The organism is Pseudomonas sp. S2_E02 (genome assembly GCF_054668355.1).
Genome location: NZ_CP162761.1, coordinates 5,412,272 through 5,436,237 on the forward strand (window position 1 = coordinate 5,412,272; position 23,966 = coordinate 5,436,237).

Below are 23,966 nucleotides of genomic sequence, written 5' to 3' on the forward strand. Positions count from 1 at the left end.
TTTCTTGAATGAGCGAGCGGACTGTACAAGGGTTGGCCGCGCAGCTGCAGTGAAGAAAAATTCATCTCGATGGGCGGCGCCAATGCAGTCCGATGCGCAACCGAGCGCCGGGGTTTCGCCCGTCAATGGCGGGTTTCAGGCCCGGTAGTGTTCAGCGGTTTCTGCGGATCCAGATTGTCCCGTGCCCGACAAATCAGGATCTCGGCCAGTGCGCTCAATTGCTTCATGGCCACCGCCACATGACGTTTCGAGCCGTCGAACTCATCGGCAAAGGTTGCGCTGATGGCCGCTAGGGAATCGAGGATCTCACTGGCGTGGGTGAGCAGGGTCAGGGTGTCGACATCGTCGCGCACCCTGATGAGCTGATTGAGCGGGATGCTACGGCGCCGCTTGTGCGCTTCGCTGCGTGCGCTGGTATTCGATTGCGGTTGGGTGCTGGACGCTGGCGCATCGGACGGTGCCGGGCCAACCAGCGAAAGGCGGGGGATTTTCTTCATGACGTAGCTCCGTGGAGTGAACATTCACTGCAATTGCGGCTGCCAAACCGTCCGCTGGATGGCAGTGGTCGTGGAGCGTAACGCCCTGAGGAACTGTGCACCAGTTCATCAAAGTCGACGCGTGTTGCGGGAATTTTCCTAGGACGTTCGATGTGGGAAGGAGGGCGTGGCGGCAAAACCAATGGCAATCACGGTGATCACGGACGTCATTTCAAGGCAGGTGATCAGCAGCAAAGTCAGCCTCTGACCGCGCGCGCAACTGCCCCTTGCGACACGCCGTCTGGAAGCGTTCGAAGTCACGTTCGTTTTGCGCGGTGTAATGTTGCGCGTACTTCAACAGCGCATCCGCCAGCGCTTCACCTTTGCCGATGTAGCCACTGATTTGCGCAGCGAGGCCGGAGGCCTTGGCATGTGCCCGGGCGAGGGCGCGGCCGCAAACGCGACCATAAGCGGCAAAGGTTTCAGCATCGAAGTTTTCCAGTTCGGCGGAGATCTTCATGTCGCGTAATTGCCGCACGTAGAATTGCCGACCGCTGGGGCCGGTCGTCCAGCCCAGAAACAAGTCACTGGCCGCCTGCATCAGGCGCTGCCCCTCGACCACGCGCTGCCCTTCATGGCGCACCCGCGCTTTGCTTTTGACGTAGTCGGCGAGCACCGAACGCCGGGCTTCCTTGAATTGCAGGAACAGCGGGAACTCCTGATCGTCGGTCAGCAGCGCCACCAGACAACGCGTGCCGACACTGCCGACGCCCACCACTTTGAACGCCAGATCCTGCACGTGAAACCGCGACAACAACTCGCGGCGGTCGGGTTGCAACGTGCTGCGATACTCGCGCATGAAAGTGTCGAAGAGCGGCCGCCAGTCCGCGAGCCGCAGCCAGTCATCCTCGGCATCCAGCAGCGTGGTGTTTTTGTGCAGGTGAAAAATTTCCGGCAGGTCATCGCGAATGATCAGACGCCCGTGGGCATCGCGCTCGCTGATTTTCGGCAGCAGCTCGGCGTGTGTGCGCCGTTCGGCCTTCTCGATGGCGCGCTCTACATGTTCAAGGGTACTTTTGCGTGCCTGCGCCAGCAGGTCGTTGTAGCTGATCGACTCGTACCAGTTTTCCAGCACGCTTTGCTCGGCGCATTCCATCAGCGTGGTCTGATAGGCGCCGACCATTTCACGGCACACCTGTTCCTCGACCGATTCGCCGTGGCGCAAGTCACGGGCGGCCACCACGAAACTTGCCGCGAGACGCTTCAGATCCCACTCCCACGGCCCGGGATGTGCTTCGTCGAAATCGTTGACGCTGAACAGCAGATTTCGCTCAGGCGTGGCGAAACCGCCGAAATTCATCAGGTGGCAGTCACCACAGATGGGCAAGTTCAGGCCCATGTTCGCCGTGCCCGCCAGATCGTGCGCCTGCAACAAGGCATTGCCGCGAAAGAACGTGAACGGCGACACCAGCATGCGCCCGTAACGCAGTTCGACCAGCGACGCGACGCGGCCCTGGCTGGAGGCCTTGATCAACGGAATCGGGTCACGGTTCATTTTTCCGGTGGATGCCTGAGCGCTGCGCGGGCACTTCTTGCGCGCGTCTTTGCCTTGTTGCATGCGATCTTTTAGAGAGGTCATGGGGGCTCGGTGTGGCGGAAGGGGCGCTGTAAGTGTAGAAGCGCTTTTGGGGTTTATCCGCTGGCTTGAGTCCGGTGACAATCCCCATCTCGATGTTCGCAACATAGAGGCTGTGTCGCCCCAGCGCTCTGGATTGCGCGGATCAAATGTTGCTGGAGGGGCGTGTGTGCTTGAAGGAGAGGGGATCCTTCAGGGAACGGTTCACATAATTCTCACCTGAGTTTTGCCATGATCGTTGCCAATATTTCATCAGCCCGAGCGAGTGATCCCTTCATGAATGTGAGCGTGCTCTACGCGTTGGTTGCAGCAGCGTTGTTTGGCGCCAGCACGCCACTCGCCAAGCTGCTGGGCGTACAGATTTCACCGATTCTATTGGCCGGTTTGCTCTATCTGGGCAGCGGTCTGGGCTTGACCGTCCTGCGTTTCGCCCGCGATCGAGGCTGGCAGCGGTCCGGACTCGGAGCCGGCGAATGGCCGTGGCTGGTCGGAGCCATCGGCTTCGGCGGCGTGCTGGCGCCAGTGGCATTGATGTTCGGTTTGACCAGAACGTCCGGTGCGAGCGCGTCACTGATGCTCAACCTCGAATCAGTGCTCACGGCGCTGCTAGCGTGGGTAGTGTTCAAGGAAAATGCCGATCGGCGAATCGTGATCGGCATGCTCGCCATCGTGGCCGGCGGTGTCGTGTTGTCTTGGCCGCAAGAGACCGTGTCGGCGCAGGACTGGACAGGCCCGCTGGCCGTCGCCTTCGCCTGCTTTTGCTGGGCCATCGACAATAACCTCACGCGCAAAGTCTCTGCCTCGGACGCACTGTTCATCGCCGGCAGCAAAGGCCTGGTCGCCGGTCTGGTCAACTGCGGCCTGGCCTTGCTCATCGGCACGCAAATGCCTGCGGCCACCACGCTGGTGCCCATCCTGCTGGTCGGATTTCTCGGCTACGGCGTCAGCCTGGTGATGTTCGTCCTCGCCCTGCGCGGGCTGGGCAGTGCACGCACCGGCGCATACTTTTCCACCGCGCCGTTTCTGGGCGCAGCTATATCGATTCTGCTGCTGGGCGAGTCGGTATCGCTGATGTTCCTGCTCGCCGCAGCGTTAATGGCCGTGGGGGTGTGGATTCATCTGATGGAAAACCATGCTCATGAGCATCAGCACGAATTGCTCGAGCATGATCATCGCCACACACACGACGAGCATCATCAGCATACGCATGGGTTTGAATGGGATGGAACGGAGCCGCACAGCCATCCGCATGTGCATACGCCGATGCGGCATAGCCATGCGCATTTTCCGGATGTGCATCATCGGCATGAGCATTGAGGTGTGTGGGGAGGGATTGGTTTTTGGCGGTAGGGGCTGGATGGGATGGCCAGATGCGACAAAGCCCGCGCTAGGCGGGCTTTGTCGTTGAGAGTTGGTGGGCCGGGGTAATCTGAAACGATTAACTATGTTATTGAAATATATTATAAAAATCCGGTTTGATATCTGATTGGAATACCTTTTGGAATACCGAGTGGCTGGATTTGAGCTCAGGATCCCGTGGCGCTCCTTGTGGCTGACCTCGTGGTCTCTGCCGGTGGAGCGGTATTCAAACATCGGCGAGGTATAAGCCAGCGTCAGCCTCCATCCTCACCAGGTTCTCAATGATTTGAGCGCGTTTCACGCCATGCGTCTCAGCTAGCGCATCAAGCTGAGCGATCACCGCTTTCGAGAGCATGACGTTGACCTGCTTCTTGTCTGCGGCGCGTTCGTCGAACTGCTTACGGCTCCATCGCTTCTTGATCTCTCGAATCATCGCCGCCCGTTCGTAACGGCCTACATCAGCCTGGTCGAAGAACATCAGCAGCTCTTGGTGGTTGCTGATTGGCGCTTGCCTGGATAGCGGTGACAGATGCTTCCTCTCAAGCCATTCCCAGGCGCAAACACAGCGCCTTTCGCTCTCCTTTTTATCGGCAAACCACTCGAACTCGATGTCCTTCGCCTTGTGCCTACGCCAGTCCCGGTGAAGGTCATCGACCTGGGATGCCTTCTCAGCAATATCGACATCCCAAAGGTCAACCATGGCGATGAGGCGATCCCTGCCAGTGAGGTGGACTAGGCCGCGATGCAGGCGCAGGTCAGTCATCTGTTCGATCTCGCGGATCAGCCACCGGTGCTGCCGTTCATCCTCTTCGATCCAGTCCAGCTTTTCGTTTGGAAGTAGGAATCGGTCCTTCTGTCTAGGGATGCGGGACTGGAAGAACCTCTGACCCCTCAGGGCCCTGGCTATCTCGTCACGCATGGTGAGGCCGTTGCAGGTTCTGAGATCAAGCCTGGCCTCTCTGTAATAGTAGAGGAACAGCCACAACCAGATGTCGTGGCGATGGTTTCGATGAGGCTCTTGGAGGAGCTCGCTCAGCCTGTCCGCATCCTTATTGGATGCGCGATTGTTGATTTCCATGTCATCTCATCTGGATCTAGGGGCGGCTATGGGGGCAAAATCTAGATGATTCTACACTGATTCTATGGCTGTTCTAGATGGACTCTTGCCGCTTTCTATAAGTATTCTATAGCGATTCTAGAATTATATTTTTCAATTATCTCCAGATTTCATTGGAGTTTATTGAGGTTATTGCAGGTTTCAGAGTCTCTTTTAGCTTTCCCTTGTGCAATAGGAGAGCTCAGCACGCGACGCCGCTACTGGAAGCATGGCTTTGCTAGCCACGCTCAGGCGGGCGAAAGTGCATGGGGGAGACTGGTCTGATGTACAAACTCAAGCGGGATGTTTTGCTGGGCGTGGCGTGAGTCCGGGCGGTTTCTGAATGAGCTCGGGTAGTCACAAGGTGGGGCTAGGGTCTGAGTCAGCGCTCGGGACCAGAGAACTGTACGTATGTACGTTCACAGCTTGTAGGTGTCATGGAGGGGTGTCTGCAGATCAGCTCATCAGTGTTTTTCTACCGGCTCTGCCAATCCTCTGAACGAATACGAGGAGCCCCGTTCATGAGGATCATCCGTCTGAAAGAAGTCATCGACTCGACCGGCCTTGCCCGGTCGACCATCTACAAATACATCGCGGAAGGCACCTTCCCGAAACCGGTGTCATTGGGCGACCGCTGCGTCGGCTGGGTCGACAGCGAAGTGCATGACTGGATCCTGGCAAGGATTGAGGAGCGTGACCTGGCTGAGGGGGTTGCGGTGCGCTCCGCGGGCCACCTGAGTGTCGCCAGCTAGAACCGACTATCTGCGCCATGACTGGCTACGGCTGGTCATGGCGCTTATGTCGTTTGGGATTCTCAGCTAACTCTCCCAAGGCCAGAATGGATCAATCTTTCGGCTGGCGCGGCAAAGTTGCTCCCCGTTACCTTGCCCGGCTGGGATGGTCGCTGGGGCTCGGATCGGGAACTAGTTATATAGATCTAGACTATCAGTTTATAACCACTCAATAGGCTGAGCTCTAATGGCAACACGAACTCTATCACCCTGCCTATGGGTTAGGTCATCGATTAAAAAATACACAACACGTACCTGGTATGCGAGATCACCAATCAGGTACACATCCATGACCGAACGAAATACCAACACCCCTCGATCTCAGTCCGATACTGCTATCCGGATTGAGCGCCTCATCAACGCCATCCAGCGTACAGATAGCCAAGCCTACCGAGTCACATACTCGAAGCATGGAAATGAGCGGATCAGTGAAACCAGGCTGTCAAAATACTTCGATGGGATCGTGCAGATGTTCGCGCTGTTCGAGTGTGATCTGGAGTATCAGTACAGCTGGCACTTGAGCCTTTTTCAGGAAGCCTGCCAGGCTATTGGGATTGAGCGTAGCCCCTTTGGCATTACCTGCTTGAACGAGGGTGGAACGCGCTATCTGAGCACCAGTGAAACGCTGAATGAGCTGACCAAAAGCATCCGTACTCTCCTCACCCAAAAGCGATATACGCGTCGGGAGCACGACCAGCGCTACCAGGCTATTCAGCAAGAGATCGAGGTCGGCCGCTACGTTGATGCCGTGCTTGATCGCTACGCCCGTACCTGCGTGGTCAGGGTAGATCTGTATTACCGAACTGAGACCCAAGCTAGGTTGCGTGTGGAGCACGTATTCGACGACCTGAATCGGTTGATTGCTGAGCGTGAACGTAACCTGATTTTCGATCATGAAACCGGCTACATCTGCAGCGTTGAACAAGGCGAGGATCGTGGGTATCACATCCATGCTGCTTTCTTTTTCAACGGCGCTGAAGTGAGTGCCGACATCTACAGGGCGCAGCGGATCGGTGAGCTGTGGCAGCGCATCACCCGTGGTCAGGGCTGCTTCAACAACTGCAATCTCGAAAAAGATAAACATCAAGACAGGCTGGGGATTGGCCTGATCCACAGGCGTGACCTGAGCGCGCGGGGTAACGTGCATTACGCTATGCGTTACTTGGTCAAGAATGATCAACATCTGCGGCTCAAGCCAGTAGGCGCTCGTTGCTTGCGTAAGGGGCTGGTAAGGAAGGTTTTCGGGATGACTAATCGGTCCATTCATGGGCGAACGTAACTCATTAGGTAGGTTGGGTTGATAGCTCAAGCTCGCGCTGGTGATCCGATGTGTTGCCAGCGTGCCGGGTGCTAGCACCGTGCCTGTGGAGTCCTTGTCAGCCGATGATTTAGGCTACGGTCGTGAATCTAAGGCTGGCGTGAGTGCTGTGGGATGACAGAGAAACGGGAGCGATGCCGGCAGCATTACCGGTCGGTATGTGCAAGGAAGCAATCTGAGCTCAGTAAGGGTTGTGCTCTTGATGAAAGCCTGCATCATTTCTCGGGTAAGCGGCCTACAGGTAAAAACCCCACTGCACTTGACCACGCGATAGGCCTGACGTCGGCACCGTTTTGGCGTGGTGTGGCTGCGGTCGCTCGCTCCGAGCTGGCCAGCTTAGCCCTAAGGCGTTGGGGTCTGATCAAGATCTTTGGTTCAGGTTGGGCTGCAACGGTCAGCATGCTGAGGCGGGCCTGTGGACCTGGATCGTCGATGCCTCCATTGAGATCGATGGGCAATCAGTCGATGCGTTCAGAGTGGTATCCCGTGAGGCACTAGAGGTCATTCTGCGTGATGAGAAGCAGCTCCTCCGGCGGATGGATCAGTTTGACGAGGAGGGTCAGAATTCATTGTTCCCTGACGGATTTGCTGGACGATTTATAGCTGTTGTCGAGTCAATGAGCTGTGGCAAGGCATGAGCTAGCACTCGGACGGTAATGGTCTGGTTCGGTCTGCGATCCGCCTGGGATTGAGGGGCACTTTGCGGCAAAAGCTAACCTCAGCTCTAGATTAGTGGTTATCAGAATGCAACGCACATAAAATCAAAATAGGGTAATGTTCGTACTCTAAGAGTGGGTATGTATTATCCCTCAGAGGTAAGCACAAGCATTCGCTAACCCGAACGAGCCAGCCAGGATGTCGAACGAACAGTTTGCAGATCTAACCCAGCCACAACGCGATCGACTCGCGTTCGTGGAATTGCGCGTGCGCTTCAGTGGGGAAATACGCCGCCAGGACTTGGTCACGCGGTTTGGTATCCAGTCCGCCGCCGCATCCAGGGATCTGGCGCTATACAAGGAGCTGGCCTCCGGCAACATCGACTACGACTCCAAAGGCAAGTCCTACGTCCTCGGGCCGGACTTCCAGTCGGTCTTCGACTTCCCACCGGAGCGGGTGTTGTCGTGGCTGACTCAGGGTTTTGGTGACGGCGAACCGATGCGGCTCAAGGCGTGGGTGGCCAGCGAGAGCCCGTCCCGGCTCACCCTCCCGGATCTGGATGTGCTGGCGAGCGTGACCCGTGCGATCCACCAGGCGTGTCCGCTTAGAATTGAGTACCACTCCATCTCCAGTGGCTGCACCGAGCGAGAGATCGTCCCATTCGCACTCATCGACAACGGCCTACGCTGGCACGTCCGCGCCTTCGACCGGAAGTTCCAAGAGTTCCGGGATTTCGTCATCACCCGGATCACACACGCCGTCGTGCTCAAGGGGCTGCCAGTTGCGGCCTACGAGGTGAGCAATCAAGACATCCAGTGGACCCGGATCGTCGAACTGGAACTGGTACCGCATCCAGACCAGCCCCGGCCGGAGATCACCGAGATGGACTACAGCATGGATGGTGGCGTGCTGCGCATGAAGCTACGTGCTGCCACAGCTGGGTACATCCTGCGCCAGTGGAGCGTCGATTGCTCGCCAGACCACAGCCTGCGGGGCCACGAATACCGACTCTGGTTGAAGGATCACCTGGCGCTCTACGGCGTAAAGAACGCACTGCTGGCTCCGGGTTATCGATCGCCAGACTCACAAAACATCACGGGCAAGGCCGACTGATGCGCCGCGCCAATACAGAACAACCGACTTTGACTGGATTCCCTACATGCCCTTAACCCTGCCACAGTTAGAACGCCACCTCTTCAAAGCCGCCGACATCCTGCGCGGTAAGATGGACGCCTCCGAGTTCAAGGAATACATCTTTGGGATGTTGTTCCTCAAACGCTGTTCCGACGTTTTTGATCAGCACCGCGAGAAGATCATTAAGGAGGAAATGGCGGCGGGGTTGAGTGAGGCCGAGTCCATCGACAGTGCCAACCAGAAAGACTGGTACATGGAGGAAGGCTCGTTCTGGGTGCCGCCCCAGTCTCGCTACGAGTACCTGCTCAATGATGCCCACCACAACATCGGTGACTTCCTGAACAAGGCACTTGCCGGGCTGGAAACTGGCAACACTAGCCTGTACGACGTACTGGAGCACATCAACTTCACTCGCAAGGTCGGCCAAAGCAAGATTCCTGACATCAAGCTGCGCTCGCTGATCAACCACTTCAGCCTGCACCGCCTGTGCAATGAGGACTTTGAGTTTCCGGATCTGCTGGGCGCCGCCTATGAGTACCTGATCGGCGACTTCGCCGACTCCGCAGGCAAGAAAGGTGGCGAGTTCTACACGCCGCGCTCGGTGGTGCGGATGATGGTTCGCCTGATCAAGCCGGAGTTGAAACACCACATCTATGACCCCTGCTGTGGTTCGGGCGGCATGCTGATCGCCGCCAAGGAATACATCGACGAGCAGGGTCAGGAAGGTCGAAAGGCCAATCTCTACGGGCAAGAGGCCAACGGTACGGTATGGTCCATCGCCAAGATGAACATGCTGCTGCACGGTATCAGCACCGCCGACCTGCACAACGAAGACACGCTGGCCAAGCCGCAGCACGTCAAGGGCGGTGAGCTGCGCCGCTTTGACCGTATCCTCACCAATCCGCCGTTCTCCATTCCTTGGGGCACGACCGATAAAGACAAGAGCGGTCAGTCCGCCTGGGCGCCTGAATTCCGCGCCGAGCGCTTCAGCTATGGCGAGGTGCCGCTGGGGGCCAAGAAGGCCGACCTGATGTTCCTGCAGCACATGGTCGCGGTCCTGGCCGATGGCGGGCAGATGGCCACAGTAATGCCACACGGTGTGCTGTTTCGGGGCGGTGAGGAAAAAACTATCCGCGAAGGCATGATTGAGGATGATCTGCTGGAAGCTGTTATTGGCGTCGCACCGGGTCTGTTTTATGGAACCCAAATTCCAGCTTGCGTATTAGTGCTACGTCAGCGCGTGCAGAATGGAGCGGAACGAGTTAGCGGCAAACCTAAGGAACGCCAAGGCAAAGTTTTGTTTATTAATGCGGATCGTGATTTTTTCCAAGGCCGTGCTCAAAGCTTCCTGATGCCCGAGCACATCGAGAAGATTGTCACCACTTTTGAAGCCTTTAAAGCGGAGCCGGGTTTCTCGGCCATCGTTGATACCGCCACGCTCAAGGCCAACGGCTACAATCTGAACATTCGCCGCTATGCCGACAACGCGCCACCGCCCGAGCCGCATGACGTACGCGCCCATTTGCTCGGAGGCATCCCAAAGGCCGAGGTGGCACATCCGGACAAGACAGCCCTGTTCGATGCACATGGCTTGAACCCGATGGATCTCTTCGTCGAACGGGACGCGAGCTACTACGACTTCAATCCGGCGTTCACCGCGAAGGCCGACCTGAAACCGGCCATCGAGTCCAACGCCGGGCTGCGGGCCAAGGAAGCCGCCATCCGCGCCGCCTTCGAAGCCTGGTGGACAGCACACAGCCAGCGCATCACCGACCTGGCGGGGGCGCAAAGCTTCGTGGCCCTTCGCAACGAACTGCTGGCTAGCTTCAGCGGCTCACTGGAGCAGATTGGCCTGCTCGATCCCTTCCAGGTGCGCGGCATCGTGGCCGGTTTCTGGAACCAGACCAAATACGACTTCCTTACCCTGATGGCGCGCGGTTCACACGGCGTGGTCGATGCCTGGCGCACCAGTATCGTTACCGCGCTGGAAGACAAGACCACCAAAGAAAGCCCGCTGGAGCACAAGCTGGTCAAATTCCTTATGGGTAGCTTCGTTGCTGAGCTGGAGGAACTGGAGGCCAAGAAGCTGGAGCTAGAAGGTCAGATCAAGGCAGCCACACCGGATAGGGGCGAAGACGGCGAAGAAACGACCGACGCTGAAGACGCCGATGGAGAAACCGCCATAGATGAGAAGCAGATTAAGGCTTGGAAGAAGGATCTGACGGCGTTGAAGAAGGTCATCAAGGCCAAGAACGACAGCTTGACCCTGGAGCTCAATAAATCGGTTGATGGGCTGGATGGCGACGCCGCAAGCAAGCTCTTGCTCACCATCTTGCACAACGACATGCATGGCATCGTCGAGCGCTACATCACCGGCCAGCGTCAGCTGATCGTGGCAGCGTTCGAGAAATGGTGGGACAAGTACAAGGTGACGTTGACCGAGATCGAGCGTGATCGCGACGTTGCGGCCAGCCAACTCCAACAGTTCCTGAAGGGGCTCAAATATGTCTGAGTCACCAACCGCGCCGCCGCGCCACCAGTATGACGCCTTCCTGCAGCAGTTGCCTGGCGACTGGGAGCAGAAAGAAATCACCCAGCTCGGGGCTGTCGTTGGCGGCGGCACACCATCACGCGAAGTGCCTTCCTTCTGGCATGGGGCAATCCCCTGGGTCACTCCTGGCGAGGTCAGCGGCGAAGAGGCCAAGCTGCTTCACGATACTAACGACCACATCAGTGCATCGGGTTTGGCCGGTAGCGGAGCAAACCTGCTGCCTGCCGGGTCGCTGCTGGTGACGACGCGTGCAACGCTGGGTGCCCGCGTTATCAACGCGGTGCCGATGGCGACAAACCAGGGCTTCAAGTCCATCGTGTTCAAGAAGCCCGAGGAGGCCAGCTACTACTTCCACCTCTTTGAAAAGCTGAAGCCCGAGCTGGTACGCCGCGCCTCAGGCACCACCTTCTTGGAAATTTCAGGCGCCGAGTTTGGCTCCATTAAGGTGCCCAGCCCATCGTCTGACGAGAAGCTGAAGATCGCCCAGTTGTTAGATACCCTAGATACGGCCATCCACCAGACAGAGGCCATTGTCGGGAAACTAAAGCAGGTCAAACAGGGCTTGCTGCATGACCTGCTGACGCGTGGCGTGGACGCCAATGGTGAGCTACGACCCAGTTACGAGGATGCTCCAGATCTATATCAAGAGTCGCTGCTGGGGTGGGTGCCAAAGGATTGGGAGGTCGTGACGCTAGGACAGATCGCGGCAAGATCCTCAGGTATTTTGCAGACGGGTCCATTTGGCTCACAGCTTCACGCGTACGAGTACGTTGCCGATGGTGTGCCCGTTGTCATGCCTCAAGACATGGTCGATGGACGTCTTTCCGTCCAACAGATCGCACGAATCACCACACGCAAAGCGGTTGCGCTCTCTCGCCACCGACTAGTTCAAAACGACATAGTTTTTTCTCGTCGAGGTGACTTGTCGCGGTGTGTTGCAATTGAAGACGAGCACACAGGATGGTTGTGTGGCACAGGGTGTCTTCTTGCGCGTCTTCCCAGGAAAGAGATAAACGGCTTTTGGTTAGCGCTTGTGTATCAGCAACCCGGTGTCCAGTCGCAAGTTCTTGGGCGTGCAGTCGGCTCAACGATGGCAAATTTGAACACGTCAATTCTTGCGGAACTGACCATTGCGCGGCCGATAGTAGATGAGCAGAACGAAATTACTCGTCGGTTGAAGGCAGCGACTCAGCGTATTAATCAAGAGTTGGCTGATTTAGCAAAGCTCAAGCAACAGAAGATTGGCCTGATGGATGACCTCCTCACCGGCCGCGTCCGAGTCACGCCGCTGCTGGCGCAATAAGAAGAAGGTCCAGACCATGGGATGGGAACTCAAAGACGTCGAAAAGCCATTCGTCGAGCAACTGGAAGGCCTGGGGTGGACGCACATCGCGGGCAGCATCGACGTGCCCGCTGTCACCGGGCGAGCGAACTTCACGGAGGTGATCCAGGAAGGAGTGCTACGCGCGAAGCTTGCAGATATCAATCTGCGCGAGGTGGATGGGGCATTCATGCCTTGGATGGATGAGGGGCGGGTCTCCGAGGCGGTCGCGGCTATCACGCGCATTGCGCGGCCCAAGCTCATCGAAGCCAACCAAGCGGCGACGGAGTTGCTGCTGCTGGGGATCACGGTCGACGGCCTGCCGGACTGGGACGGTGGGCGTGGCCAGACCATTCGCTTCATCGATTGGGACACGCCGGAGAACAACACCTTCACAGTCATCAACCAGTACCGCGTGGATTGCCCTCCAGGTTACAGCAGCGGCAAGGCCTTCATCGTGCCGGATTTGGTGTTGCTGGTGAACGGTATTCCGCTGGTGGTGGTGGAGTGCAAGAGTCCGTCCGTCCCTGAGCCGCTGGCCGAGGCCATCGACCAACTGCGCCGCTATAGCAACCAGCGCCATGCCAATTACGAAGTGGAGGACTACGAGGGCAATGAGCCGCTGTTCTTCACCAACCAACTGCTGATTGCGTCTAGTTTCGACGAGGCGCGGGTGGGCGCCATTGGCGGCTTGTTCGAGCACTTTGCTAGCTGGAAGACCGTGACCCCGGCGCGCGAAGAGGACATTGCCGCCAGCCTGGGGGTGCCGGCACTGTCAGAGCAGCAGCGGCTGGTGGCGGGCATGCTCACCAAGACGAACCTGCTGGACATCATCCGCCACTTCACCCTGTTCATGCAGGCCGGTGGGCAGACCATCAAGGTGGCGTGCCGCTACCAGCAGTTCCGTGCCGTGAACAAGGCGATAGCCCGCCTGCAAAGCGGCAAGACCCGTCTGCAGGACGGCGAGTACGACCGGCGCGGTGGCGTGATTTGGCACACCCAGGGTTCGGGCAAGTCACTGACGATGGTGTTCCTGGTGCGCAAGTTGCGCACCAACGCCACCTTGCGCCGCTTCAAAGTGGTGGTAGTCACCGACCGCAAAGACCTGCAGGATCAGCTCAGTGCCACGGCGACACTGACTGGCGAAGTGGTTGAAGTTGCAACGTCGACAAAAGCGGTGCAGAAGCTTGTGAGCCGCAAGGGCCCGGGGCTGTTGTTCGCCACGATCCAGAAGTACCGTGACCCCGACGCTGCTGGTGAGCCTGGCCTGACCGAGGACGACATCCCGGAAGGCTGGCAAGACGGTCAGATGGCTGTGAAGGAACCGGCTGCTGCGGCCTATGTCGCTAAGCCAGTAGCCAAGACCTTCGAGGTATTGAACGAGGACGAGACCATCCTCGTGCTCATCGATGAGGCGCATCGCACCCAGGCTGGTGACTTGCACGCCAACCTGCTGGCCGGGCTGCCGAACTGCGTGCGCATCGGCTTTACCGGTACGCCGATCATCATGGGCGACAAGAAGCGCACCCACGAGATCTTCGGTGAGTTCATCGACCGCTACACGATCAAGGAGGCCGAGGAAGACGGCGCGACCGTGCCCGTGCTGTACGAGGGCCGCACCGCACAAGGTGCGGTTAAGGACGGTGCCAGCTTGGACGAGTTGTTCGAGGACTTGTTCCGCGAGCGCAGTGCCGAGGAACTGGAGGCGATTAAGCAGAAGTACGCCACCAAGGGACCGATCTTCGACGCCCCGCTGCTGATCGCGGACAAGGCGCGCGACATGTTGCGCCACTATGTGACCAACATCCTGCCCAACGGCTACAAAGCGCAGGTGGTGGCCTACAGCCGTTTAGCGGCGGTACGTTACGTGGCTGCGTTTGAATCCGCACGCGCCGAACTGCTGGCTGAGGCCGAGGCTCTTCCACCCGAAGACAAGGCGCTGGACGACGAAGTGCTGTGTCAGCGTCCGCCCAAGGTGCAGGCCATCGTGCAGGCTTGGCGCTACCGTGACACCCTGAAAAAGATCGAATTCGCGGCGGTTATCTCAGGTAGCAACAACGATGATCCGGCCTGGAAGTACTGGACTGAGGTGGCGGCTAACGAGACGCGGATCAAACGCTTCAAGAGGCCGCTGTTTCATGCCAAGCCAGAGAAGACTGATCCGCTGGCATTCCTGGTTGTGAAATCGATGTTGTTGACAGGCTTCGATGCGCCGATTGAAGGAGTAATGTATCTAGACCGCCCGATCCGCGAGGCCGAGTTGCTGCAGGCCATTGCCCGGGTGAACCGCACGGGTTTCGGCAAGCGCAGCGGCATCGTGGTGGATTACTACGGCGTCGCCCAGCATCTGAAAGAAGCACTGGCGGCCTACGCCGACGAAGACATCCAGGGCGCCCTGCAGAGCCTGAAAGACGAAGTGCCGGCATTGCGCGACCGACACCTGCGCGTGGTGGACCTGTTCCGCCGCCGCGACATTGAGTCAATCGAAGACGTTGAGACCTGCGTTGAAGTGCTTGCAGACGAACGGCTACGAGCTGAGTTCACCGTCAAGCTCAAGCAGTTCCTGGGTTCGCTGGACATCGTGTTGCCGCGCCCTGAAGGCCTGCCCTTCTCAAAGGACGCCAAGACTCTCTCGTACATCTACGCCCGAGCCCGCAATCGCTACAAGGACACGCCGGTTCTAGGCAAGGACGTAGGCGCCAAGGTCCGCAAGCTGATCGACGACCATGTGATTTCGCTGGGTGTCGATCCCAAGATTCCGCCGATTGCGCTGACTGACGCGGAGTTTGACACGCATCTGTCGCGCCAGGCGAATGACCGCGCCAAGGCGTCTGAGATGGAACACGCCATTCGCTCTCACATCCGCAAACATCTGGATGAGGACCCGGTGCTGTTTCGCAAGCTCAGTGAGCGACTGAACGAGATCCTTAAGACGCTGGCGGATCAGTGGGATGACCTAATTGCGGCGCTGCAGAAGATCATCAGCGACATGCGCGCGGGTGCCTCCAGCGATGAAGCAGGCCTGCCTGACATGCCTGAACACTACGTGCCCTTCCTGCGCATGCTGCTGGAGGCCGTGGTGGGCACCGAGCGCCCGAGTGATGAGCAGTTGCTGAAGATCCGCGACCTGACCGTGGAGCTGGTCGACATGATTGCTGGCGAACTGACTGACACCTTCTGGGAGCCGCACAAGCGGCCAGCGCAAGACGCTTTGGGGGCGCGCATCTTCAGAACGCTCCGCACATCCCGTCTGGTTGCGCCTGGTGATGTATCCGCCCTGAAAGATCGCGTGCTGGAATTGGCCCGCGCCAACCATGAGAGGCTGACCAAGGCATGAGCGTGCTGACCGTAGACGACCTCTCCTTCGAGCTTAAACCCAGCGGTCGGCGCAGAACGCTGCAGATCACCGTGGATCGCAACGGTGAGTTGGTGCTGTCGGCACCGCCGGATGTCGAAGAGGAACGTCTGCGCGAGTTCGTCCTTGAGAAACGCTTCTGGATCTACACCAAGCTGGCACAGAAGGATCGACTGCAAAAGGCGGTTCCGACCAAGAGCTACGTCGATGGCGAGGGCTTTCTGTACCTGGGTCGCAGCTACCGACTGCGATTGGTGGATGAGCAGGACACGGCTTTAAAACTGCTGAATGGCCGCTTCATGTTGCGCCGCGACCTGGTCGAGACCGCACGGGCCCATTTGGTTCAGTGGTACTGCGCCCGGGCCAAGCTTTGGCTGTGGGACAAGGTGCAGGACTACGTGGCACGCATGGAGGTCCGGCCCGTTGGTGTGAAGGTGCAGGATTTGGGCTACCGCTGGGGATCATGCGGCAAAGGCGAGTGGTTGTACTTCCACTGGAAGACCATCCTGTTGCCCCCGCGCATTGCCGAATACGTAGTGGTGCATGAACTGGCGCACCTGCATCAACCGCATCACACGCCAGAGTTCTGGCAGCGGGTCGAACGCGCTTTGCCCGATTTCGAGCGGCGAAAGATCTGGCTGGCAGAACACGGCATAGACGTAGAAGGGATTTGAGACGATGGCACAGAACTATTTCAACAATGACCATTTCAAGCTGCTGAACAAGTGGAAGGGGACGGTCTATGACAAGACCAACCCGGAGCAGCAGCGCGTCTACGAGGAGCTGGGGCAGGCATACGACGTCACCAAGCAGTGGGCAGAGGCGCTGCAAGAGCAACTTTTTACGGATGGGTGGACCAAGACCGTTCGCAAGCCCACAGATCAATGGCAGAAGAAATTCATTCCCTACAACTGGGCCCGGATCTACCCGTCAAACAATGCACCTGAGGGGCTGGCTTACACTGTAGGAATCGATGCCGACCTTGGTTTTGTAGTCAAAATTGATCTGGTAGATATCAAGGTCGATGACCCGGTATTGCGCAAGAAGTACGAGCAGATTCGAGGGCCGCTGAAGTCTTCGCCCATTGTGGCCATCAAGTCTGTCGACGACGGTCTCGCACTTGATTTTACTGCGCTGGTCGACTGGAGCGCGGAGGCTATCAAGAACTTCAAAATCAGCTACGACGATCTGGCTGATCAGTTGGGGCTGTCTGCTGATGCCGACAACGAAAGCCTGCTGACGCACTTCCAGGGGCACGAGGATTTCGTCGAGCGCCAACCACTGTGGACCGCCACGACGACAGAGCTATTCGGACGACTTGCCCGTGCCGTCAACGAAATGGGGTTGGACTGGTGGTTCACTCGGGCCACCAACAGCCAGCTACGCTTCGGACGTAAGGAAAAGGGAGCGATCAAAGGCGGGCCAGTCGGATGGCTGTTCTTGCGCAAAGATAGCATCCGGGTCAGTTGGTCTGCCTTTGCTGGGCTGGATGAGCTTGAGCAAACCGATCTCACCAGCGAGCTGGTTCAGCTCTTCGAAGCTGCTGACAAAGATGAAGGCAGTTGGCCGGCCAAGCTCGGACCGCGCGCGGGGCGCAACGGCTACTGGCCCGATGACTACGACATTGAAGACGAGCCCAAAAGCGACAAGCCACCAAAAAACGTCATCTACTACGGCCCGCCCGGTACCGGCAAGACATTCGACCTGCAAGCTCTGCTCGTGTCGGATTACACCGATGCCGAGTACGGCGAGCGCTACGAGTTCGTCACCTTCCATCAGTCCTACGGGTACGAGGAGTTTGTCGAGGGCCTGCGCCCCGTGATCGCCAAGCGTGGCAAAAAGCGCGCGGCGGACAGTGAGCCAGCCGCCGCGTCAGATGGTGAGGTGCGCTACGAGATCAAACCTGGAGCCTTCTTGAGATTGTGCGACCGGGCGCGCAAGAACCCGTCTCGGCAGTACGCGATGGTGATCGACGAGATCAATCGAGGGAATATCAGCAAGATCTTCGGCGAACTCATCACACTCGTGGAAGTGGACAAGCGCGAGGGTGCCAAGTATCCCGTCGCTGTGACGCTGCCCTACTCCGCAGAGAGTTTCAGCGCGCCTTCGAATGTTGATGTGATCGGGACCATGAACACAGCAGACCGATCATTGGCACTGGTTGACACCGCGCTTCGCCGTCGCTTCGAGTTCATTGAGTCAATGCCAAAGCCGTCGGTTCTGGCAGGCACCAGCGTCTCCCACAACGGCGTGGACATTAACATCGAGCAGTTGCTGACCATGCTGAACAAGCGGATCGAGGCCCTGTACGACCGTGACCACACGGTGGGACATGCCTACTTCACGCGAATCAAAGATCTGCCAGAATCCGATAGATTCAATGAGCTGAAGGCCGTATTCAAGAACAAGATCATTCCGCTGCTGGAGGAGTATTTTTTCGAGGACTGGCAGAAGATTCGACTGGTCCTGGGGGATAACCAGAAGCCGAAGCAGGAGCATCAGTTCGTGCATGAAATCGGCCGCGAAGAGGATCTACTGGTGCTCTTTGGCCGTGAGCACGAGCTGGATCAGTACGCGATTCGTTCTCGCTACCAATTGAACGCTGCTGCTCTTGATGAGCCAGACGCGTATGTCGGCATTTATGCAGTCAAACCTGACGTGACCGCCGGATGAATTCCCTGACGATCTTCGAGTTCGACAAGGTCGTCGAAGCAAAGGCCGGAGCGGTCGGGCTTACTGTGCCAAAGCGTGTCTTCGCATGGCTGGACACACAGTCTCTTAGAAGTGATGAAAATGCCCTTGGCTGGCTCAAGCCGACCCAACTGAAGGGCCAGCGCGCTATTCAGGTCACCAGCTATGTCGGCGTTATTCGTGCCCCATGCGGATTCCAGATCGAGGTACTGCCAAAGACTGGAAGGAATACGTCACCTGATGAAGCGCGTGCACTCCTCATCGAGATGTTGAAGTGCCTGGCCGGGTTTCGACACATCAAAACAGCCAATGCAGACTTGGTCGCTGAACGCATGCCTCTCCTGGAGGTGTTCATCCGGCAATTTCTGTTGGCCGTCGGTTCGCTGATCAAGCGCGGGCTGCGCAGTGACTATGTCGCGCGACAGGACAACCTCTTTGCACTTCGTGGCCGGTTGTTAGTGTCGCGACAGATCTCCCAGAATTTGATCAGGCGAGATCGGTTCTTCACCGAGCATGACGAGTTTTCGCAGGACCGCGCAGAGAACCGACTGATTCACACGGCGCTTCGCCATGTGCTCACTCTGTGCAGATCGCAAGAGAGCCAGCGTGTCGCTCGCGAACTCGGTTTCGTCTTCACGGATGTTCCGTTGTCAGTTGATGTTCCCTTGGATATTCAGCGGATCAGACTGGATCGAGGTATGGGCTATTACGAGTCTGCACTGGACTGGGCGAAGCTGATCCTGCAGGGCCTCAGTCCTATCTCTGGAATGGGAAAGCATCATGCACCGTCGCTGCTGTTTCCTATGGAGGCGGTGTTCGAGGCCTATGTCGAGAAGCACTTGGCGAGGCAACTACGCGATGATTTCGTCCTGAAGGCACAGGCAAGCAGCCAGCACCTCGTTGCGCACGGCGATCAGCGATGGTTCCGCTTGAAGCCCGACCTGTTAGTAAAGCAGAAGCAAACCACACACTTGGTCCTGGACACGAAGTGGAAGCTGCTGGATTCGGCGAAGAAGAACGGGCGCGAGAAATACCAACTTAGCCAGGCAGACTTCTATCAGCTGTACGCCTATGGTCACCACTACCTGGATGGCACCGGGGACATCGTATTGATCTACCCGAAGACGGACGCTTTCAACGATCCACTGCCAGTTTTTGATTTTCCGAAAACCAATGGGATGCGGCTCTGGGTGCTGCCGTTTTGCCTGAAAAATCGGCAGTTGATGCTTCCTACTTCACCTGCGCTCAATGACTTTTTTATCCGGTCGGTTATGAACGACCTAGCTCTGAGGCAAGAGGTTTCTTAGTCGGCTGCTGCGTTAAACAGAAAAAAAGAAAAGATTTGTAAAAGCCAGGACGGCTAGCCTTTTGGCTGCTCGTCCTGGCTTCTACAGACTTTAGCGTGAAGATCGTTGCAGTCGGCTGAAGACCCAACATGCCAACAGCACAGCTGCCAGCAATAACGGAAGTCGCACTACCAGAATCATCAATGCTAATGCGGTCACGCAGCCGGCGAAAATGCTGGTGAACATGATGACTACGGTCAGTAGCCGGAACACCTCATTGATCGACTGCTTCATAGCTGACCCCGTTCAGCCAGCGATACACAGCCCTCGCGGCCTACCACGATATGGTCAAGTGTGCAGATACCAACCATATTCAGGGCATCCCTTAATTTGCCGGTCAGTATATGGTCGGCCTGACTCGGTTCGGGATCACCAGAAGGGTGGTTGTGCACCAGTATGACAGCAGCGGCATTGTCTGCCAGGGCGACCTTGACGACCTCTCTGGGGTAAACGATGGCGTCATCCACAGTGCCTCGGAATAGTTCGCGGAGGGCGATCACTCGGTGTCGGCTATCCAGCAGCAGTAAAGCGAACACTTCATGCTCGTAGCCGGCAAGTAATGTTTGCAGGTGGCTGAAAACCTGTTTGGGCTCGGTGAGTCGGCGACCGCGACTTAGGCGCTGGCTCGCTAGTTGGTGGGCCATCAGCAGGATGTCGGTTTCGGTGACCGGTGATTCGATCAGGTAGGTGCCGGTGCTTTCACCGGCCTTGAGTTTGTGCAAGCGCATGTTCAGCTCCAGGGCTGGGGGCCGCTGTTAGGCGTTAAGGGATTGGTGTTGGCATTGGCTTCCAGCTTTTCCGCCAGACTGGGTTTGCCCGGCGGCTGCGGTGTGTGTTTGGGGGATGGGGGCTCGCTGCCATTCTCGACGGAATAGAACTCCTCGACGATGACGCCGACGTCTTCCTCGCTGTCCTCGAACGCGCCATTGCCGAAGCCGCGCTGTGCTGCTTTATCCAATGCGGCCTGATCGAAGCCTGCTGCTTGCCGCTGTGAATCCAGCTCATTGGCGGCTTGCAGCGCCTCCGTCATGTCCATACCGCCGCGTACCGTCAGGTCTACGTAGAAGATCGGCGTGCCATGGCTCTGCCGTGTCGATTTTCCGCGCAAACGCAACTCTAACGGCAGATAGGCCAGGCGGTTTCCTGAGATGGCTTGGAAATACTGCAGGCGTGCTGCCAGGGTGCGGATGCTGTTGAATCCGGTGGTACGGAACACAAAACTGCCCAGCGGATCTTCATCGCCAATGACCACGTTCAGTCGGCCGTAGGGCTTGCAGGTACCGCCTTTGGCCAGGGGACAAGCATCCGGAGAGGGGCAGGGCAGCGACTGCATGCCGTCCTGGGTGGCGCGCTTGCAGGTTTCGCCATTGCCAACACAAATGGGTCGCCCGGATTGCCGGTCGAACAAGGTGTAGTCGGCGCGAAAGTTCAGCTCCGGTTCGTTGAACAGCAGGCGTACCGGGATGCTGCGCAGCTTGTCTTCCTTGCCCTGCCGCAACTCATAATTGAGCGGGTGCAGCAACCAGCCGTCCTTGCCTTGTACCTGGGAGGTGATGGTGAACTGGTCATCCTTCTCCGGCAGGCGCTTGGCGTTCTTCTCGACGACCTTACCGATGGAGATGCGTCCAAGCACTGGGGGCGTGATAGCCAGACCTTTGAGCATCGTAGTTCTCCTGAAAATGAAAAAAGGCCAGCCATGCAGTGCGAACTGCATGGACAGGCCAAGGGGAGGGAATGGTTGGGAGAGGTTGAAATCAGCCGACCATGAAGCGCCGCGCACCGGGTTTCAGCAGCGGGTACTTGGCCTGCAGGTAGGGCTTGTCTTGGAGCAGTTGAGCGACATCGAGACCGATGCCGTCCTTGGCCTTGCGCCAAGAGACGTAGCCGTTGGTAAACTCTGCTCGGCTGGCATCGCCCATGGCCTGCTGCAGCATCTGCTTTAGTTCGGCCTCGCGCTTTTCCTTGTCAGCAATCGATTGGCGCAAGGCTTTGAGCTCGACGAAGGCTGCAGTCAGCCCGGCATGGCTACTGAAGTCGACGACCTGGCCGTTGTCCTCCGGATAGAGGCAGCGCAGGGCCGCTTCGGCGGAAGCCGTGCCATCGGCCGGTGGTGGCGTATCGGTCTCCACGTAATGCCAGAACTTGCGCTCCAGCTCGATCAGGCGAGCGATCATCTGCTCGTCCCGCTCAATGCGATGAATCTCTAGCGTCTGGCCGCCCAGCAGCACCGCAACATCTGCCGCCTGCTTGCCGGTAACGGCGAGCTGGTGCATTACCTGCAACTGCACATACTCGGGCACGCCCTCTTTCCAGAGGCGTGCCCCATTTATGCCGGTGGTCTTGCATTCGAGGATCTGCACATCGCGGGCACTGATCACCTCGCGGTCGATGTTGGCCAGCATCCAGGGCAGTTCAGGATCCGGGTGCTGCAGCACCGCGTTGATGCGACGTACTTTGTTCTTGCTTCGCTTGCTGTAGTGCCAGGCCACTATGGGCTCCAGGACGTTTCCCCAATACATCGGACTTTCCTCATCGTGGGGATCGGCCTTCGGCAGCGTGGTATCTCGGCCGGTTTTCTCCAGCCACAACTCCAGCTGCGATTTATAGGGGTTCAGAGCAACCGCAGCTGCAGCATCCGAACTGCCGATGCCTTGCTTGCGTATCTGCAGCCAATCCTCGCGCGGCAGCTCCTTTGTGCTAATCAGTCGCAGGGCAGGGCGTTTTTTGCTGGTGCTGCCGTTCAATGACGTTGCTTTCATGGTATTCACCTGCAGACATAAAAAAGCCCGACCAGCACAAGGCTGACCGGGCGCGAGGGGGGATGAGGATTACGCGGCGAGCTGCAGCGCTGCATCCAGCGCGCGTTGCTTTATCTGCGCGCCCTGGCCGAACCAGGCCGAGTCCATGCGGTACTCGTTGCTACGGGCGCGACGTTCGTGGTCGACGTACTCGGTTACGGCGTTGAGCAGGCCCCAGACGGTATCGCGAGCCGAGTCCAGCTGACTGCCTCGGCCGCGACCTTCGTACAGCTCCTGAACCTTTCGCAGGGCGCGTTCGTTGGGCAGTACCTCCGGCAGTGCGCCGGTCGGATTGGTCTCGCACAGCACGCTCATGAAGAAGCCCAGCGCTTCATGCCACTGTACTTTGCGTTCGGCCAGCGCACGCATGCGGTACATAAAGTCGTCCCATTGCGAGACGGCGATGCCGAGCTGCTTCTTTACTGCCTTCGGGTCGAAGCGGGTGTTGTGCGGCACCTTGATCGCGCGGCTGGTGCCGTCCAAGGCGATGGTCAAGGTGTTGTTGCAGACCACGCGCACGGTGGTGGGGGTTGCAGTGGTGGCCAGGGTGCCGTCGCAGGACGTGGCCAGCAGCAGGTAGCCGTTGACCTGATCGTTACCCTTGAGCGCAGCACCTTGACCGGTACGCGCCAGCGCCCAGAACTTGCGACCGCCCTTGAGTACCCCCGCAGTCTCCAGCTCGTAGCCGGAGACCTCGGTGAGATCACGGTAGAACTCCAGCACCTCTCGTGGCTGCACGGTGTGGTAGCGCTGGGAAACCACCGACAACGGTTCTTTGGTGTCCGAGCGGAAGAGCACTTTCTGCTCGGGGAAGGAATGGATCGCGCCCAAGTGGCCGGCGGTCTCTGATTTGAAATGAACCGGGCTTTCCTGGATCTCCCAGTTCATGCCGGCTTCGCGTTGCCAAACTTCGATGGGTTGCTTCTGAGTGAGCTGATTGCCCAGGCCATGCCAGGGAGTTTCGCCAGCATAGGCCATAGTTTCGACGAGATGAGCCATGGTTGTAATTCCTTTAGGTGCAAGCCGGCATAAAGCGCCACGCAGAGCGCAGCAGCATCCGGACGTAATAAATTGAAGGGAAGTTGACTTGGTTAGGTCGGGAGATTGAAACGGTGGCCACATAGCAAGCAGAGGTTGTGGGCCAGGACATGGCGATCGAGCGACTCACCCAGTTGTGCGCCAAGAGCACAGCCGCCGACACCGCCGGCCAACCCGCCGAGGATGGCACCCGATACCGAACCGAGGCTGATACCGACAGGGCCAGCGATAGCGCCAATAAGCGCGCCCGCTTGGCCTCCAGCCAGCGCAGCACTGACGCCGCGCGCAGCACCACCCACGATGCCGATGGCCGCGCCGACTTTCATGGCGTGATGGAAAGAAGCGACTTTGGGGGAATGACAGCGAGGGCACTGCAATGACATGGGGCGAACCTTCTTG

The 23,966-nt window shown here is 58.1% G+C and carries 18 protein-coding genes; 10 read left to right on the forward strand and 8 right to left on the reverse strand.

The features are described 5' to 3' along the window. Positions 1-122: 122 nt before the first annotated feature. Together AB4O01_RS24185 and AB4O01_RS24190 are read right to left on the reverse strand one after the other, a co-directional pair. Positions 123-497: a DUF6124 family protein gene (locus AB4O01_RS24185; protein WP_099757951.1), complete on the reverse strand. Its 375-nt coding sequence runs from the start codon at positions 495-497 to the stop codon at positions 123-125. Positions 498-708: 211 nt separating this feature from the next. Continuing rightward, positions 709-2,115: a DUF2252 domain-containing protein gene (locus AB4O01_RS24190; RefSeq protein WP_460089831.1), complete on the reverse strand. Its 1,407-nt coding sequence runs from the start codon at positions 2,113-2,115 to the stop codon at positions 709-711. 273 nt (positions 2,116-2,388) lie between these two features. Between AB4O01_RS24190 and AB4O01_RS24195 the strand changes: the two genes are divergently transcribed. Beyond that, entirely contained in the window at positions 2,389-3,429 is a 1,041-nt protein-coding gene (locus AB4O01_RS24195) for a DMT family transporter (RefSeq protein WP_460089832.1), read from the forward strand. Between the two features lie 268 nt (positions 3,430-3,697). Here AB4O01_RS24195 and AB4O01_RS24200 read toward each other — a convergent pair whose 3' ends face one another. Continuing rightward, on the reverse strand, positions 3,698-4,549 hold the full coding sequence (locus tag AB4O01_RS24200; RefSeq protein ID WP_460089833.1) for a hypothetical protein: 852 nt from the start codon (positions 4,547-4,549) through the stop codon (positions 3,698-3,700). A gap of 539 nt (positions 4,550-5,088) precedes the next feature. On the opposite strand from AB4O01_RS24200, the gene AB4O01_RS24205 reads away from it, so the two are divergent. From AB4O01_RS24205 to AB4O01_RS24245, 9 genes are all read left to right on the forward strand, one after another. Further along, a complete protein-coding gene (locus AB4O01_RS24205) occupies positions 5,089-5,319 on the forward strand; it encodes a helix-turn-helix transcriptional regulator (protein ID WP_460089834.1) in 231 nt (76 codons plus the stop codon). 328 nt (positions 5,320-5,647) lie between these two features. Then, positions 5,648-6,637: a YagK/YfjJ domain-containing protein gene (locus AB4O01_RS24210; RefSeq protein ID WP_460089835.1), complete on the forward strand. Its 990-nt coding sequence runs from the start codon at positions 5,648-5,650 to the stop codon at positions 6,635-6,637. An 894-nt stretch (positions 6,638-7,531) separates the two neighbouring features. After that, complete coding sequence (locus AB4O01_RS24215; RefSeq protein ID WP_460089836.1) at positions 7,532-8,446, forward strand: helix-turn-helix transcriptional regulator; 915 nt, start codon at positions 7,532-7,534, stop codon at positions 8,444-8,446. 46 nt (positions 8,447-8,492) lie between these two features. Then, positions 8,493-10,979, forward strand: coding sequence for a type I restriction-modification system subunit M (locus AB4O01_RS24220; protein WP_460089837.1), 2,487 nt, complete (start codon positions 8,493-8,495; stop codon positions 10,977-10,979). Then, positions 10,972-12,321, forward strand: a complete 1,350-nt coding sequence (locus tag AB4O01_RS24225; RefSeq protein ID WP_460089838.1) for a restriction endonuclease subunit S — start codon at positions 10,972-10,974, stop codon at positions 12,319-12,321. Before AB4O01_RS24220 ends, AB4O01_RS24225 begins: the two co-directional genes overlap by 8 nt. Before the next feature lie 16 nt (positions 12,322-12,337). Further along, positions 12,338-15,676, forward strand: coding sequence for a type I restriction endonuclease subunit R (locus tag AB4O01_RS24230; RefSeq protein WP_460089839.1), 3,339 nt, complete (start codon positions 12,338-12,340; stop codon positions 15,674-15,676). Then, positions 15,673-16,368 (forward strand): M48 family metallopeptidase, encoded by a 696-nt coding sequence (locus AB4O01_RS24235; RefSeq protein ID WP_460089840.1) that lies wholly within the window; start codon positions 15,673-15,675, stop codon positions 16,366-16,368. Before AB4O01_RS24230 ends, AB4O01_RS24235 begins: the two co-directional genes overlap by 4 nt. 4 nt (positions 16,369-16,372) lie before the next feature. Then, positions 16,373-18,367, forward strand: coding sequence for an McrB family protein (locus AB4O01_RS24240; RefSeq protein ID WP_460089841.1), 1,995 nt, complete (start codon positions 16,373-16,375; stop codon positions 18,365-18,367). Next, positions 18,364-19,692: an McrC family protein gene (locus AB4O01_RS24245; protein ID WP_460089842.1), complete on the forward strand. Its 1,329-nt coding sequence runs from the start codon at positions 18,364-18,366 to the stop codon at positions 19,690-19,692. The genes AB4O01_RS24240 and AB4O01_RS24245 overlap by 4 nt, the downstream gene beginning before the upstream one ends. Before the next feature lie 269 nt (positions 19,693-19,961). Here the strand turns inward: AB4O01_RS24245 and radC are convergent, their stop codons facing one another. The 5 genes from radC to AB4O01_RS24270 all read right to left on the reverse strand — a co-directional run bounded on the left by radC (position 19,962) and on the right by AB4O01_RS24270 (position 23,950). Then, entirely contained in the window at positions 19,962-20,459 is a 498-nt protein-coding gene (gene radC / locus AB4O01_RS24250) for a RadC family protein (protein ID WP_460089843.1), read from the reverse strand. A 2-nt stretch (positions 20,460-20,461) separates the two neighbouring features. Beyond that, complete coding sequence (locus AB4O01_RS24255) at positions 20,462-21,394, reverse strand: recombination directionality factor (protein ID WP_460089844.1); 933 nt, start codon at positions 21,392-21,394, stop codon at positions 20,462-20,464. Between the two features lie 91 nt (positions 21,395-21,485). Then, positions 21,486-22,490 (reverse strand): YqaJ viral recombinase family nuclease, encoded by a 1,005-nt coding sequence (locus AB4O01_RS24260; RefSeq protein ID WP_460089846.1) that lies wholly within the window; start codon positions 22,488-22,490, stop codon positions 21,486-21,488. A gap of 69 nt (positions 22,491-22,559) precedes the next feature. Beyond that, on the reverse strand, positions 22,560-23,528 hold the full coding sequence (locus AB4O01_RS24265) for a DUF932 domain-containing protein (protein WP_460089847.1): 969 nt from the start codon (positions 23,526-23,528) through the stop codon (positions 22,560-22,562). A gap of 92 nt (positions 23,529-23,620) precedes the next feature. Continuing rightward, positions 23,621-23,950, reverse strand: coding sequence for a hypothetical protein (locus AB4O01_RS24270; RefSeq protein ID WP_460089848.1), 330 nt, complete (start codon positions 23,948-23,950; stop codon positions 23,621-23,623). Between the last annotated feature and the right edge of the window lie 16 nt (positions 23,951-23,966).